Here is a 13237-nt window from a genome sequence, read left to right as displayed (position 1 = left end):
TCCTGTTCGTAAACAATCTCGTCGGGTCGTTGGCCCGGGACAAATCATTCGCGGCAGGTTTCGCGGTCGGGGGTGCGTTGCGCTCCATTTTGCAAAGCCCTCGCGTCCTTCCGCGAGGAAGTGTAGTGGTCGTGACGCGGGGAATGCGGAGGAGCAGTGCTGGCTTCGGTGGATGAAGAGCGTCTGGTCGAAACGGTGGGATTCAGTCCCATCGCGACCGTGTTGAGCAACCCGCGCAAGGCGGACAATCCTCTCGAGGTCGCCAATCAGGCCTTCTGCGAGCTCACCGGCTATGCGGAAGGCGAAATCCTCGGCCGTAATTGCCGCTTCCTGTCGGGCGCCGCGACGGAACCCTGGCTGACGGAACGGATCCGCGAAGGCGTCCGCAACCGCAAGTCGGTCCTGGTCGATATCCTCAACTACAAGAAGGACGGCACGCCATTCCGCAATGCGGTGCTGGTGACGCCGCTATTCGACGCCAACGGCGAACTCGCCTGGTTCCTCGGCAGCCAGGTGGAGCTTGGCATGGAGAGCACCGCGGTGTTCAGCGGCCGCCGCGAGCGGGCGATCCTGGCGGTGAACACCCTCCCGCCGCGCCAGCGTCAGGTGCTGGAACTGATCGCCAAGGGCCTGCTCAACAAGCAGATCGCCTGGGAACTCAAAATCAGCGAGAAGACGGTGAAGATGCACCGTGCGCTGCTGATGGAGCGGCTGGGCGTGCCGACCAGCGCCGACCTCATCCGCCTGGCTGTCGAAGCCGGGCTCTAGCAGCCGGCTCCGGCATGGCCCTTGGCCTAGCTAGCGGGCAGGCCCCCGCATGATGCAATGATCGAGGCGTTCCAGGGATCGCGCATTCCCCTTGGGTGACGCTGGAACGGTTCGGGTCGTGCTTGATGGGCGCTCGACGCGAGGTGCCGGCTTGCAGCCCTCCTGTGGCCGGCACCTTTGCCTTGTCAGCCCGCCGATCGACCAAGCGCGTGCTGGACCAGCTGGTCGAGCCGGTCGGCGTCGGGGAAGCCCTCGTTCACCCACTGATCCTCGATAGTCTTCAAGGTGCGCGCGACCGCTGGGCCGGGCGTCAGCCCGCGCGCGATCAGCTGGCCGCCGCCGACCGGCAGGCGCGGCGGCGACCAGCCCTCCAGCGCCGCTGCTGCATCCACCGCGCCGCCGAGCAGCAGCCGGTCCTGCGCTTCGGCAACGCCGATCCGGTAGGCGAGTGCGCGAGGGTGCTCTCCGGCATAGGGGACCGCGGCGGACGCCAAGCGTTTGCGGGCCTTGTTGCTGAGCTTGAGCCGGGCCGCGACTTTCTCGGCAACGAGAGGGTCCTGCGGCAGCAATGCGGCGAAGCGTCGCAGCGGGTCGGGTGCGAGCTTTGCCGTCCGTTCAGCGCCGACCAGCGGTGCCAGCCGCTCGCTTCCGTCGCCGCCGATCTCGGGCAGGACCGGTGCGAGGAGGCCGTGACCGAGCATCAATGCGACGGTCGCGACCGGGTCGGGCAGCGCCAGCAACTTCAGCCACTCGTCGGCGATCCGTTCGCGTGACAGCGCCATGAGGTCGTTGGCCCGGGCCGCGCAGGCGGCAAGTCCGTCCGCGTCGACCTGGCTTCCGAACCGGGCCGTGAAGCGGAAGAAGCGCAGGATGCGGAGGTGATCCTCGGCGATGCGCTGGAGCGGCTCGCCGATAAACCTGACGCGGTGGGCCGCAAGGTCGGGCAGCCCGCCGAAATAATCATGCACCTCACCGGTGGCCGGGTCGAAGTAAAGCGCGTTGATGGTGAAGTCGCGGCGCGCCGCGTCCTCGCGCCAGTCGTCGGTGAAGCCCACCGTCGCGTGGCGCCCGTCGGTGGCGAGGTCCGCGCGCAGGGTCGTGATCTCGAGCGTTTCGCCGGCGCTGACCGCGGTGACGGTGCCATGGGCGATGCCGGTCGGGATGGTTTTGATCCCGGCGGCGCCGCACCGCCGCATCACCTCATAGGGGCTGAGCATCGTCGCGACATCGACGTCGGACACGGCGATCCCGAGCAGGCCGTCGCGCACCGCTCCACCGACCAGCCGGGCCTGCCCTTCGCCAAGTGCGGTGAAGGCCGCCGCGATCCCGGGCCTGGCGACGAGGGCGCGGAGTTCGTGCACGTTGTTCACGCGTCCAGCCGCCGGCGAAGGTTCACGAGCATCGCCGCGGTGGCGCCCCAGATCCGGCGGCCCTCCCATGCAATTTCGTAATAATGGCGCTGAACGCCCTGATATTCGGCTGACATGCGGCGCTGATTGGCGGGGTCGAGAAGAAAGGCAAGCGGTGCCTCGAACATGTCAGCGACCTCCTGTTCGTGCGGGAGCAACGGGAGGTCCGCATCGACCTCGCCCAGGACGGGAACGACGTGATAGCCGGTGATGGTGCGATAAGGGTCCGCCGTGCCCCACAGGGTGACGGCCGAGCGCGGAAGGCCGATTTCCTCCTCCGCCTCGCGCAAGGCGGCCGCGGCGAGGTCGGCGTCCTCCGCATCGACCCTTCCGCCGGGAAAGGCGATCTGGCCGGCATGGGTGCGCATATGTTCGCGCCGGACGGTCAGCAGGACGCCGGGTTCGGGGCGCCGGGTGATCGCCACCAGCACCGCCGCCGGAACCGCATCCCCGCTTGCGCCTTCGAGCAGGTCGCCAGGGAGAAGCGTGGACGGGGCGGGCAGGGCGAGTGCAGCGCGGAGCCGTTCGGCGAGGGTCACGAGAGCGGGAAAGGGAACCGGGCCCCGGCGCTCCACAGGCCGGGCGGATCGGAGGCCAGTGCAAGCTCGGCGAGCTCATACCAGACCGGGCGTTCGAAGCTGGCTTCGATCCCGCCGCGAACGGTCACCAGGGGTAGGCCGTCGACAAATCGCAGGCCATGGTCGGGCCCGAGGATCAGCGCGGTTCCGTCGCTCACCTGAAAGGCGATGCGCCGTCCCTCGCCCTCGCCCTCATGGGTCATGGCGGTGATCCGCAGCGCGGCAAGCTCGACCGCGATGTCGAGCTTCTCGACCGGGGTCACGAGTACGTGCCGGCCATCGGACTCGCGGCGCAGGACCGAGGCGAACAAGCGCACCAGCGCGTCCCGTTCGATCCGCTTGCCGTCGTGGAACCAGCGGCCCTCGCGGTCGATGCGCATCCCGCTGTCGCCGCAATGCGAGGGGTTCCAGCGCTCGACCGGCGGACCGCCACGCGCAGCCGCGGCCGCTGCGATCTCGTCGAGGCTGCGCCCGGCAAGCTCAAGCGGTGGGCGGGTTTCCGGCATCGGCACCGCAGATAGGCCAGCTGTTTGTTTAGGCAAGGGCAGCCGCTAGGACGGCAGGCATGAGCAACGTCGCGATCATCACCGGGGCAGGCAGGCGGGTAGGCCGGATCCTTGCCGAAGGGCTGCTGGCCGAAGGCTGGCAAGTCGTCACGCACGTCCGCAATGCGGAAGACGAGGTCCCGGTGGGAGCGATCCGCGTCGCCGCCGACCTTGCGCAGGGCAAAGCGGCGGCGGAGGCGGTGCTCGCGGCCTGTCCGGCGCCGCCGACTTTGCTGGTTAACAATGCGGCGCGCTTCGCCGCCGACAGCTTTGCCGATTTTTCCCCGGAGGAACTGGGCGCCCATATGGCGGTCAACGTGGCCGCCCCGGCGCTGCTGACGGCCGGTTTTGCCGCGGCGGGCGGGGAAGGGGACCGGCTGGTGGTCAACATCCTCGATGCCAAGCTGGCCGCGCCGAATCCCGATTTCCTGAGCTACACCCTGTCCAAGGCCGCGCTTGCGGCGCTGACCACGCTGAGCGCGCAGGCGCTTGGCGCCGACGGTATCCGGGTCAACGCCATCGCCCCGGCGCTGATGCTGCTGTCGGAAGGGCAGAGCGCGGCCAATTTCGAGGCGACCCACCGGTTCAATCCGCTGAATCGCGGAGTGGAGCCGGCCGACGTCCTGCGCGCCCTCCGATTCCTGGTGGACTCGCCCACGCTCACCGGCGAGACGCTGACCCTCGATGGCGGGCAGCGTTTCTGGCGCTTGCCCCGCGACGTGCAATTCCTGGAGCCGAATAGCCGATGACCGACGTGATCCCGTTCTCCCCGCGCCTCGAGGGCATGGTGCCGCCCCATCTCGCGGTGCGGTCCGCCAAGATCCATCTCGACGGCCTGGCGGTGATGACCGACATCGGTTTTCACGACTTCGAGGTCGGAACGCCGCAGCGGTTGCTGATTTCGGTCGAGGTCTGGCTCGACGAGGTGGCGGCACCCGACGGGGATCTCGCCGTCAACGCGTGGAATTACGATCACCTGCGGCTCGAGGTCGAGCGAATCGCCTCGTCGCGCCGATTCAACCTTCAGGAGACGCTGGTCCGCGAAATCTACGACTGGATCGCTGCGCGGGCTGGAGTGAGTGCGTTGAGGGTGGGAACGAGCAAGCCCGACGTCTATCCGAACGCGCGAGGAGTTGGCGTTGAGATTGCCAGCTTTTCTGGTTCAGCACCGTAACGAGACTTGAGTTAGGTTGAGGAGGCGGAACAATATGATTGCACCGCCATTGAGGCCACATTAAGGAAGCGCGCCGACCGCCGATGATATGTTGATACGTCGGCCCACCAGATCGGGACCGCTTGCCTCTTAGGCGGCTCCGGACCTGGAGGAAGGTCACCCCTGAGGAGAATTGCGGCAGGATGTCTTACGCCAATCGCAGGCAGATGAGCGGGAACAGGACGGTTTCGATCGTCTTTGTGGCCTTGCTGCATGTGCTGCTCGGATATGCGATCATCACCGGCCTCGCGTACAATGTCGTGAAAAAGGCCGCTGAAGATTTGAAGACCTTCGACGTTGAGGAGGAGCCACCACCCCCGCCCGAAGAGCCGCCGCCCCCGCCCGAGCAGCAGGTTGAAGCGCCACCCCCGCCGGTGGTCTCGCCGCCGCCGCTGGTGCGCACCAACACGCCGCCGCCGCCGGTCAGCACGGTGAACGTGGCACCGCCGCCGGTCATCACGCCGACGGCTCCGGTGGCTCCGCCGGCACCGCCTGCTCCGCCGCCCCCGCCGCCACCCGCGGTGAAGGTGCAGCCGGCCAAGGCGCGTGCAAACCTCGCTTCCTACATCACGGATGACGATTATCCGCAGGACGCGATTCGTAACGAGCAGCAGGGCACCACCGGCTTCCGCCTGGACGTCGGACCGGACGGCCGGGTCACCGGTTGCACGGTGACCAGTTCGTCGGGGTCGAGCTCGCTCGACAACACGACCTGCCGACTGCTTCGCAGCCGTGCCCGGTTCACCCCGGCATCGGACAGCAGCGGGGCCAAGACCTCGGACTCCGTCACGGGACGGATTCGGTGGCAGTTGCCCGCAGATTGATCGACCTCGACCTTTAAGCCAACGGTTTCCACTTAAGGATACGCACTATGACTTTCGTCTCTCTGATGGCCGCCGCCGCAGCCGCTCCGGCAGGTGACAACCCCTACGGCCTGATGCAGGCGCTGAACGAGGGTGGTCTGATCTCCTGGGCCACCTTCGTGATCCTGGTCGCGATGTCGATCGGCACGTTCTACATCCTGTTCACCAAGTTCTTCGAACAGCAGAAGATCATCAGCCAGGGCAACAAGGTCCGTTCCAGCTTCTGGAACTCGCCCAACCTGCGCGAAGCCTCGAGCAAGCTCGACGCCAAGAGCGCCTATCGTGCGATCGTCGACGACACGCTCGTCGCCCAGGAGCAGCACGGCAAGCTGACCAACCCGGTCGACCAGCACGACTGGATGGCCAACAGCCTCGCCCGCTCGCAGGGCGGCATCGGCGCCCGTCTCGGTGAAGGCCTCGCCTTCCTCGCGACCGTCGGTTCGACCGCGCCGTTCATCGGTCTGTTCGGTACCGTCGTCGGCATCTACCGCGCGCTGATCAAGATCGGCGCGTCGGGCCAGGCCTCGATCAGCACCGTCGCCGGCCCGGTCGGTGAAGCGCTCATCATGACCGCGCTCGGCCTCGTCGTCGCCGTTCCGGCCGTGCTTGCCTACAACTGGCTGATCCGCCGCAACAAGTCGATCATGGAAGACCTCGCGGCCTTCACCAACGACCTGCACGGCTACGTCATGTCGGAAGGTAAGGTTAAGCCGGCGATCGTCGCTGCCGGGACCACCGCTCCGGTCGCCAAGGGCGCCCAGACCCGTTCGGCCGCTGCTCCGACCCCGGCCGGCACCCAGCCGCTGACCACCGGCCAGACCTCGACCGGCCAGCAGGCCGGCGGCACTGGCACCACCACGGTGGACCGCCGCTAAGCGAAGGTTCATGGGGGCCGGGCATTCTCTCGAGTGCCTGGCCTCCACCTTCGGTAAGCGTGCCAACCTGTTACACTGAAAAGGGAAGTATCATCCCATGGCAATGAGTGTCGGCAAGGAAGACGGCGAAGACGTCCCGATGTCCGACATCAACACCACGCCCCTCGTGGACGTGATGCTGGTGCTCCTGATCATCTTCCTCATCGCGGTTCCGGTCGTGGTGGAAACCGTTCCCATCGCGCTTCCGGCGACTGCCTACGAAGCACGTGAAACCAAGCCGGAGAACGTCGAACTGACGGTTCGTGGTGGCCCTGGCGGCACCTGCGAAGTCTATTGGGGCATGACCCCGATCGACAGCCAGACCCTGCTCGACCGTTCGGTTAAGTCGCTTGAAGACGCCATCGCCAAGGTCGGCGGTGCCGAGAATCTGACCGACGATACCATGCCGGAGGCTCATATCCGCGGTGACGTGGGCACGCCGTACAAGTGCATCGGCGGGACCATCTTCACCATGCAGCGGGCCGGCTTTGCCCGTGTCGGCTTCGTGTCGGAACCGCCCCCCGGCACTGGCGTCACCCGGCTGTAAGAGAAGGAATTCGCCCAATGGCGATGCAGACGACTTCGAATAATTCCGAAGGCGAACCGATGATGGAGATGAATACCACTCCGCTCATCGACGTCATGCTGGTGCTGATCATCATGCTGATCATCACCATCCCGCCGCAGACGCACGCCGTGAAGCTCGATCTCCCGCAGGGCGACAGCCCGCAGCAGGAGATCATCGACCCGGTCAAGAACAAGATCGTGGTGACCGCGGGCAATGCCATCCTCTGGAATGGTGCCCCCGTGAACCAGGTCCAGCTGCGGCAGTATCTCGACATCACGCAGCAGCTCAATCCGATCCCCGAACTGCACCTGCAGCCGGAAGCGGACGCGCGTTACGACCTGGTCGACCAGGTGCTCGTGGTGACCAAGCAGGCCAACGTGTCCAAGATGGGCTTCGTGGGCAATGAGGCTTACGCAAAGGCCTTCTAAGGCCCACGGCCAAGAGGTTCGGGAACCATCCCGAATGATCCTGGGCGGCCTTCCCTACATGGGAGGGCCGCCCTTTTTTCGTGGTCGCGCGTTGGGTGGTGATCGAGATCGCCAAACCCAGGAGCCACTACCCCATGCGCACGCCGACCAGCCTTTGCCTCATCCTTGCCGGAGCCGCCTCGCTCGCCGCCTGCGCAACGCCTGTCGATGCTCCCGCGGGCGCGGTCGCGGTACCGCTTGTCGGCGGCAGCGGCGCGCAGATCGGGACCGTCCGCATGTGGGAGACGCCGGGCGCGGTCAGTTTCCGGATCGAGGGCGACGGGATCGCGGTGGGCCGCAAGGGTCTTCACGTCCACGCCGTCGGGCGCTGCGATGCGCCGGGCTTCACCACGGCCGGTTCGCACTGGAACCCAGCCTCACGCAAGCATGGCCTGGCCAATCCCCAGGGCCCGCACGCCGGGGACCTTCCGAACGTCCCCGTGGCGGCCAACGGCACGCTGCGCGAGACGGTGGTGCTGACCGGCGCAAGCCTGGCCGCGCTGCGCGATGCCGACGGATCTGCGCTGGTCATCCACGCCGGCGAGGATGACAATGTCACCGATCCTTCCGGCAACAGCGGCGATCGCATCGCCTGCGCGGTACTTAGCCCGGCCGGTTGACCCTGGCAGGGCAGGAGGTTCCTAACACGCCTCCTGCCCGATGGCCCGTAGCGGCTTTCATGCAGACGCTTCGTTGACCATGTGGCGACCCTGAGCCGCCGCCCAGTCGACAGGAGTATGATGATGCCGCAGCGCTTTACCGCCACCGAGAACGCCTTTGACAAGGGCATCGAGAAGACCACCCCGAAGCAGGGCGCCAAGCTGGCCGGCGAATGGGCCGAGGCTTTGCGCAAGGCCGATTTCACCGGTTCGAAGGGCCTTGCCGCCGAGCTGGAGCGGCTCGAAAAGCTGCTCGGCGCGGACGAGCCCGACCTCGACAAGATCAAGCCCCTGCTTGAGAAGATCGGCGAGGACACCGCCAAGGCCGCCGATCGCGCCGAGGATCCCAAGGTCGCGGAAAAGGTCCGCAAGCTCGCCGAGGCGATGGGCGCCAAGCAGCCGGCGTGACAGGAAAGGGGAGTGGCGTTGCCGCTCCCCGCTTCTCGCGGGCTTCGGATCGCGGTGTGGCGAAGGCCGCTGGTTCTGGCGTGGGCTAAGGCAGCGGCAGGTCGATGTGCTCGCGGAACTGCTCGACCAGGCAGCGATACAGGTCGCGCTTGAAGGGCACGATGAGGTCGGGAAGCGCCGACGGCTCAACCCACTTCCAGGCATCGAATTCGGGATGCGTGGTGGCGATGTCGATATCGCTCTCCCGGCCGAGGAAGCGGCACAGGAACCAGTCCTGCTCCTGACCCTTCCACTTGCCGCCCCACAGCCTGGGTGCAAGGTCGGCGGGGAGGTCGTAGCGCAGACGTTCGGGATGGTCGGCGATCCGCTCGACCAGATGCGGCGGAATGCCGGTTTCCTCCTCCAGCTCGCGAAGGGCGGTGGCCCAGGGCTCCTCCCCCGGGTCGATCCCGCCCTGCGGCATCTGCCAGGCCTCGTCGGTCCGGTCGATCCGCCGCCCGACCCACACGTTGCGCTCGGCGTTGAGGAGCATGACGCCGACTCCGCGGCGATAAGCATTGGTTTCGGTCATTCCGGATCAATGCGCGGGGCGGCGGATCGACGCAATCCGTTGCTACGGTTGAGACTGGAACGGTGGGCGCGCGAGCCGGGGCCCGCGCGCCCCGGGGCTTAGCGGTTGCGGGTGAGGCGGAGGTTTGTGACCCGGCCGGCGGTGTCGACGGTGCAGACGAAGCGCATGTCGCCCTGCTTGGCGTAGGCCTGGTTGCGGTTGTAGCCGTAGGCGTTGCCGTAGGGCGGCTGGGCGTAGCCGGTCATGCCGCTGTCGATCAGGCCCGTCACGCGCAGGTTGGTGCGGTTGCGGCGCTCGACGGCGGTGATGGCGGTGACGCGGGGCTGGCCGGCGTAGGCCTGCTGCTGCTGGCCGTAGCGGTTCTGGCCGTAGGCGGCCTGGTTGCGGCGCAGGACGTCGTTCTGGGCGGCGGCGGCGCACTGGCCGATGAGCTGCTGGTCGGTGGCGCCATAGTTACGGCCGCCGAGCAGCTGGCCGATGATCCCGCCAAGGCCGCCCTGCTGCTGGGGGTAGGCGCCCTGCGGATAGCCCTGCTGGGGATAACCGTAGCCGGGCTGGCCGGGGTAGGGCTGCGGGGTCTGGCCCGGATAGGGCTGGGCACCGGCGGTGGTGGCGACCGCGCCAAGCGCGGCGGCGAGGAGTGCGATGGATCGCATGGGACTGTTCCTTGGTCTCGACCCGGAGAACGCCGGGGGAGTTCAGGCAGTCAACAAGCGGAAGGGCCAATCAGTCGCATGAATGGGAGATAACGGCGGATCGCGGTGCCAAATCGATGCACCGCCAGGGTCACAAAGGTCCCGAAGGTCACATAGGGGAAGGGTTTGAGTCGTTGTGGCCCGCCGCCGAACCGGACAACCCGGGCGCGGCGGTGGCGCGGGCCGGGCGGGCATGGCGGACCGCCCAGTCGAGCGCGTAGTCGGCGACCTCTTCCCAGCCGGGATCGAGCAGGGTCCAGTGGGTCCGGCCGGGAAAGACCTTGAGTTCGGTCAGCGAGGGCGCCTGACGCTGCTTTTCGTAGATCGCCTGGGTCATGCTGGCATCGGCGATGAGGTCGAGCTCGCCGCCGATCAGCAGCAACGGGGCGCGGTTGGGGGTTGGTCCAGTCGATCGGGGTCTTGTGGACGATCCCGTCCCAATAGACCTTGCCGGGCGTGGGGACGATGTAGCGGTCGTAGAGGGCGTCGGCCTCGCCTTCGGGGATGAGCTGGGCGAAGCGGGTGCGGAAGAAGTGGCGCGACATGGTCTCGGCCTTTTTCCAGCTGCCCCAGTCGAAGAAGACGGGCAGGGCCGAGACGATGGCGTGCGGGCCGAGCCCGACGCCGGGGGTCGGCGCGGGATCGATCGCGACGCCGGCGACGCCGAGGCCGCGGTCGAGCAGGTGCTGGACGAACACCCCGCCGGCCGAATGGCCGATCAGGATGGGCTCCTGCGGGCAGTCGCCGATGATCCGGGCATAATGGTCGAGGATTTCGGCGATGCCGAGGGTGGCGAGCTTGTCGTCGGGGATGTCGCGCAGTTCCTCGGGCGAGCGGTCGTCATAGGGCCAGTCGGGCGCGACCACGGTGAAGCCGCGCCCCTCATACCGCGCCTTCACCGCCTCCCAGCTGCGCGAGTTAAGCCAGGCACCGTGGATGAGGAGGATGGTGTTGGACATGGGGCCGGTACCTTCCTGCTGCGCGAGGGGACAGGGCGAAGCGCCGGGGTATGCGGCGGAGTCGTCGCGAGTAATTTACATGGATTCAGTCCGTGACGGGGCGTTTTTCTCGCTCTGGATCAACTTCTAAATAACTTTGTCGTGGCAGGAGGAGGGCATGAGCAATCCCTACATGGAGATGCTGGTGACGGCCGCAGGCCAAGCCCTACCGCACCTTGTTCCGCTGACAGTCTTTGTCTTCGTCAGTGTGGCGGCCTTTGCCGCGCTCAGTCAGATGTTCGGGACGAACAAGCCCCGGGGTCGCGGCAAGTGGCGGCACAAGGGCGAGTGGAACCAGCGCCCGCGCAAGGGCGCGCCGCCGGGATGGCGCGGGCCGTGGCCGGGTCAGGTCGGCGGGTCCGCCGAGCCGGCGCCGCCGATCCGCGCCAACGTCAACGACGCCGCCGAGCAATTGCGGATCGTCATGGCGTCGGAGTTCAAGCCCAAGCGCCTGCTCAACAAGGGCGAGGAGAAGGTGCTGGCGGCGCTGGAGCCGATCGTCGCGCGGCTGGAGCCCGGCTGGCGGGTGTGGACGCAGGTGAGCCTGGGCGAGGTGCTGGACGGCGGCACGGTCGAGGCGTTCAACACGATCAATGCCAAGCGCGTCGACTTCCTGCTGGTCGACGCCGACCAGCGCCCGCGGCTGGCGATCGAATATCAGGGGCAGGGGCACCACCAGGGCGCGGCGGCCGCCCGCGACGCGGTCAAGAAGGAAGCGCTGCGGCGGGCAGGCGTCGGCTATGGCGAGGTGTTCGCGGGCGACGGGCCGGCGGAACTGGCGCAGGTGGTGGCGCGGGTGATGGCTGGGGCCGGGGTGCAGCAGACGTTTGGGGTGCGGCAGAGAGAAAATTCTGGGAGTTGAACGTAACTCAGAATTGGCTTGGCAAGTGGAATGGCTTGGAAGTCGCCATACAACTGAAGCTTATGCTAGCGCTCGCTGAGCGTGCACCTTAAGCTCGGATTTCCAAATAACGCGAAAAGTGCTTTGATGAGTTGTGCCGTGTCGAATTTCAGTGAAGTGAGATGCTTGTGGCTTCCAAGTATTTAGATTTGAGTGCTGATCGGATTAAGGTCCTGCGCAGTGCTGATCCAGCCATCAAAGTCATCGCTGGACAAAGCACTCCAATATCTTTCACGTGGATGCGAGGAGCCTTTAAGAGGGATCACGACATCAAGGAAAGTCTTGACTGGGGAAAGGCTATCTTGTCTGATGTAGATCAGCTGGATCAGTATCTATATACTTATGGAAAGATGGTTTGCTCCCAGTGGCAGGAGTTTACTGCCAACTTAACGTTCAAGCCTGAGCCGCTACGCGTAGTCGATTATGGTTGCGGACAGGGCTTAGCTGGCATTCTGCTTTCGGATAAATTTGGCAGCGAATTCCGTAAGAGCGTTAAGGAAGTGTTACTGGTTGAGCCCTCTCCCGAAGCACTTATTCGAGCTGAAGCTGTCTATCAGAACCTTTTTAGTAAGGCCGAGATTACCTGCCTGAGTAAAAAGCTCGGTGATCTTGAGAAAAGTGATTTCGAAGCTTCGGATAGCAAGACACTGCATCTCTTCTCAAATATTTTAGACATAACTGGGTTTGAGCTTGGTGCTCTCTTCAGTGCTTTGCTGACGGAGGGTGAGCATATTGTACTCGCAGTGAGCCATAATCGGGAGTTCGCTGGAGGCGCCGGGCGGCTACGAGGTATCAAGGATGAGCTCGATAAAGCCAAGTATCGCTCGTGGATCGACGTCAAAGAATCCGATATAAGAGAATTCACGTGCGGTGATGGAGGGAAGTTCCCTGCCATTGGCTGGAACGCATTTCTGGGGATCAATCGTGGATGATCTGTTTCCTCCCTCTAATCTCCTCTCGCGGTGCATCGATATCGCTCCTCAGGCTCGAGTAAAAGTCGAGAGCGCGCCAGAGATTGGGGGAGAGCGGATCCTTCTTGAGGGTGGCGAGCTGCTGTTCTCGGAGCACTTTTTCTCCGACAAAGTTTGTAAGAGGATGATTGAGTACCTACAAGAAAGCAGGAATTTTCAATGGAAAGTTGTGGACTGGGCGCAAGTACCTGCAGACCAACTAAAGGAAGTAGAATTTGAAAACGTAAACTGGAAGCAGGACTACATAAAGTTCTTCGGGAAGACGCACCCCTTACCACGCTTAACAGCGTGGTACGGGGATAAGGGAGCATCATACGCCTACTCGGGCATTCGCTCTGACCCCAATCCGTGGAACGACGGACTACTATATCTCAAAGCACGTCTAGAAGCTGCTCTCGACGTAACTTTCAATAGTGTACTGCTAAATTGGTACAGGGATGGCAGTGACAGCCTTAATTGGCATGCGGATGATGAACCGGAACTCGGAACTTGTCCCACCATAGCATCTGTTAGTTTTGGTGAAACTCGCCAGTTTCTATTTAAACCTAAGAATGCCTCCAAGACTCAGCTATCGTTTGATTTGTTGCCGGGCAGTCTTGTAGTGATGAAGGGTGAGACTCAGCAGAACTGGGTACACAGCGTTCCGAAGCGCAAGGGCGTCAAAGGTTCTCGTTTTAATCTTACCTTCAGAAACATAAGGGTTGTGTGA

The 13237-nt window shown here is 64.8% G+C and carries 18 protein-coding genes; 12 read left to right on the top strand and 6 right to left on the bottom strand.

What is annotated here, in order from left to right:
- The first annotated feature begins 156 nt into the window (after positions 1 to 156).
- Positions 157 to 768: a LuxR C-terminal-related transcriptional regulator gene (locus GGQ97_RS12680; protein WP_342448535.1), complete on the top strand. Its 612-nt coding sequence runs from the start codon at positions 157 to 159 to the stop codon at positions 766 to 768.
- A 185-nt stretch (positions 769 to 953) separates the two neighbouring features.
- On the opposite strand, the gene GGQ97_RS12675 is transcribed toward GGQ97_RS12680, so the two are convergent.
- The 3 genes from GGQ97_RS12675 to GGQ97_RS12665 are packed head-to-tail and all read right to left on the bottom strand — an operon-like array spanning position 954 to position 3261.
- Positions 954 to 2138: a CCA tRNA nucleotidyltransferase gene (locus GGQ97_RS12675; RefSeq protein WP_425338724.1), complete on the bottom strand. Its 1185-nt coding sequence runs from the start codon at positions 2136 to 2138 to the stop codon at positions 954 to 956.
- A complete protein-coding gene (locus GGQ97_RS12670; protein ID WP_168070086.1) occupies positions 2135 to 2716 on the bottom strand; it encodes a CoA pyrophosphatase in 582 nt (193 codons plus the stop codon). The genes GGQ97_RS12675 and GGQ97_RS12670 overlap by 4 nt, the downstream gene beginning before the upstream one ends.
- Complete coding sequence (locus GGQ97_RS12665; RefSeq protein WP_168070084.1) at positions 2713 to 3261, bottom strand: DUF1285 domain-containing protein; 549 nt, start codon at positions 3259 to 3261, stop codon at positions 2713 to 2715. The genes GGQ97_RS12670 and GGQ97_RS12665 overlap by 4 nt, the downstream gene beginning before the upstream one ends.
- Before the next feature lie 59 nt (positions 3262 to 3320).
- On the opposite strand from GGQ97_RS12665, the gene GGQ97_RS12660 reads away from it, so the two are divergent.
- The 8 genes from GGQ97_RS12660 (at position 3321) to GGQ97_RS12625 (ending at position 8392) form a co-directional block, all read left to right on the top strand.
- Positions 3321 to 4049: an SDR family oxidoreductase gene (locus GGQ97_RS12660; protein ID WP_168070082.1), complete on the top strand. Its 729-nt coding sequence runs from the start codon at positions 3321 to 3323 to the stop codon at positions 4047 to 4049.
- Positions 4046 to 4474, top strand: a complete 429-nt coding sequence (locus GGQ97_RS12655; protein WP_168070080.1) for a dihydroneopterin aldolase — start codon at positions 4046 to 4048, stop codon at positions 4472 to 4474. The genes GGQ97_RS12660 and GGQ97_RS12655 overlap by 4 nt, the downstream gene beginning before the upstream one ends.
- Before the next feature lie 182 nt (positions 4475 to 4656).
- Positions 4657 to 5337 (top strand): energy transducer TonB, encoded by a 681-nt coding sequence (locus GGQ97_RS12650; protein ID WP_168070078.1) that lies wholly within the window; start codon positions 4657 to 4659, stop codon positions 5335 to 5337.
- Between the two features lie 65 nt (positions 5338 to 5402).
- Entirely contained in the window at positions 5403 to 6251 is an 849-nt protein-coding gene (locus tag GGQ97_RS12645) for a MotA/TolQ/ExbB proton channel family protein (protein WP_168071050.1), read from the top strand.
- A gap of 97 nt (positions 6252 to 6348) precedes the next feature.
- Entirely contained in the window at positions 6349 to 6837 is a 489-nt protein-coding gene (locus GGQ97_RS12640; RefSeq protein WP_168070077.1) for an ExbD/TolR family protein, read from the top strand.
- Positions 6838 to 6860: 23 nt separating this feature from the next.
- Complete coding sequence (locus GGQ97_RS12635; RefSeq protein WP_168071048.1) at positions 6861 to 7286, top strand: ExbD/TolR family protein; 426 nt, start codon at positions 6861 to 6863, stop codon at positions 7284 to 7286.
- Positions 7287 to 7420: 134 nt separating this feature from the next.
- Positions 7421 to 7945 (top strand): superoxide dismutase family protein, encoded by a 525-nt coding sequence (locus GGQ97_RS12630; RefSeq protein WP_168070075.1) that lies wholly within the window; start codon positions 7421 to 7423, stop codon positions 7943 to 7945.
- Between the two features lie 123 nt (positions 7946 to 8068).
- Complete coding sequence (locus tag GGQ97_RS12625) at positions 8069 to 8392, top strand: hypothetical protein (RefSeq protein ID WP_168070073.1); 324 nt, start codon at positions 8069 to 8071, stop codon at positions 8390 to 8392.
- An 85-nt stretch (positions 8393 to 8477) separates the two neighbouring features.
- Here the strand turns inward: GGQ97_RS12625 and GGQ97_RS12620 are convergent, their stop codons facing one another.
- From GGQ97_RS12620 to GGQ97_RS12610, 3 genes are all read right to left on the bottom strand, one after another.
- On the bottom strand, positions 8478 to 8963 hold the full coding sequence (locus GGQ97_RS12620; protein WP_168070071.1) for an RNA pyrophosphohydrolase: 486 nt from the start codon (positions 8961 to 8963) through the stop codon (positions 8478 to 8480).
- Between the two features lie 98 nt (positions 8964 to 9061).
- Entirely contained in the window at positions 9062 to 9619 is a 558-nt protein-coding gene (locus GGQ97_RS14195) for a hypothetical protein (protein WP_209022855.1), read from the bottom strand.
- Positions 9620 to 9669: 50 nt separating this feature from the next.
- Complete coding sequence (locus GGQ97_RS12610) at positions 9670 to 10617, bottom strand: alpha/beta hydrolase (protein WP_245197955.1); 948 nt, start codon at positions 10615 to 10617, stop codon at positions 9670 to 9672.
- A 157-nt stretch (positions 10618 to 10774) separates the two neighbouring features.
- Between GGQ97_RS12610 and GGQ97_RS12605 the strand changes: the two genes are divergently transcribed.
- From GGQ97_RS12605 to GGQ97_RS12595, 3 genes are all read left to right on the top strand, one after another.
- Positions 10775 to 11518 carry a DUF2726 domain-containing protein gene (locus tag GGQ97_RS12605; RefSeq protein WP_168070069.1) on the top strand — a complete coding sequence of 248 codons (744 nt, stop codon included), beginning with the start codon at positions 10775 to 10777 and terminating at the stop codon, positions 11516 to 11518.
- Positions 11519 to 11685: 167 nt separating this feature from the next.
- Positions 11686 to 12489, top strand: a complete 804-nt coding sequence (locus tag GGQ97_RS12600) for a class I SAM-dependent methyltransferase (RefSeq protein WP_168070067.1) — start codon at positions 11686 to 11688, stop codon at positions 12487 to 12489.
- Positions 12482 to 13237 (top strand): alpha-ketoglutarate-dependent dioxygenase AlkB, encoded by a 756-nt coding sequence (locus tag GGQ97_RS12595; RefSeq protein WP_209022854.1) that lies wholly within the window; start codon positions 12482 to 12484, stop codon positions 13235 to 13237. Before GGQ97_RS12600 ends, GGQ97_RS12595 begins: the two co-directional genes overlap by 8 nt.

This window comes from Sphingomonas kaistensis, from assembly GCF_011927725.1.
In the GTDB taxonomy this organism is placed as follows: Bacteria; Pseudomonadota; Alphaproteobacteria; order Sphingomonadales; family Sphingomonadaceae; genus Sphingomicrobium; species Sphingomicrobium kaistense.
Note: the sequence above shows the minus strand (reverse complement) of the source record. Positions and strands in the feature narration are given on the sequence as shown.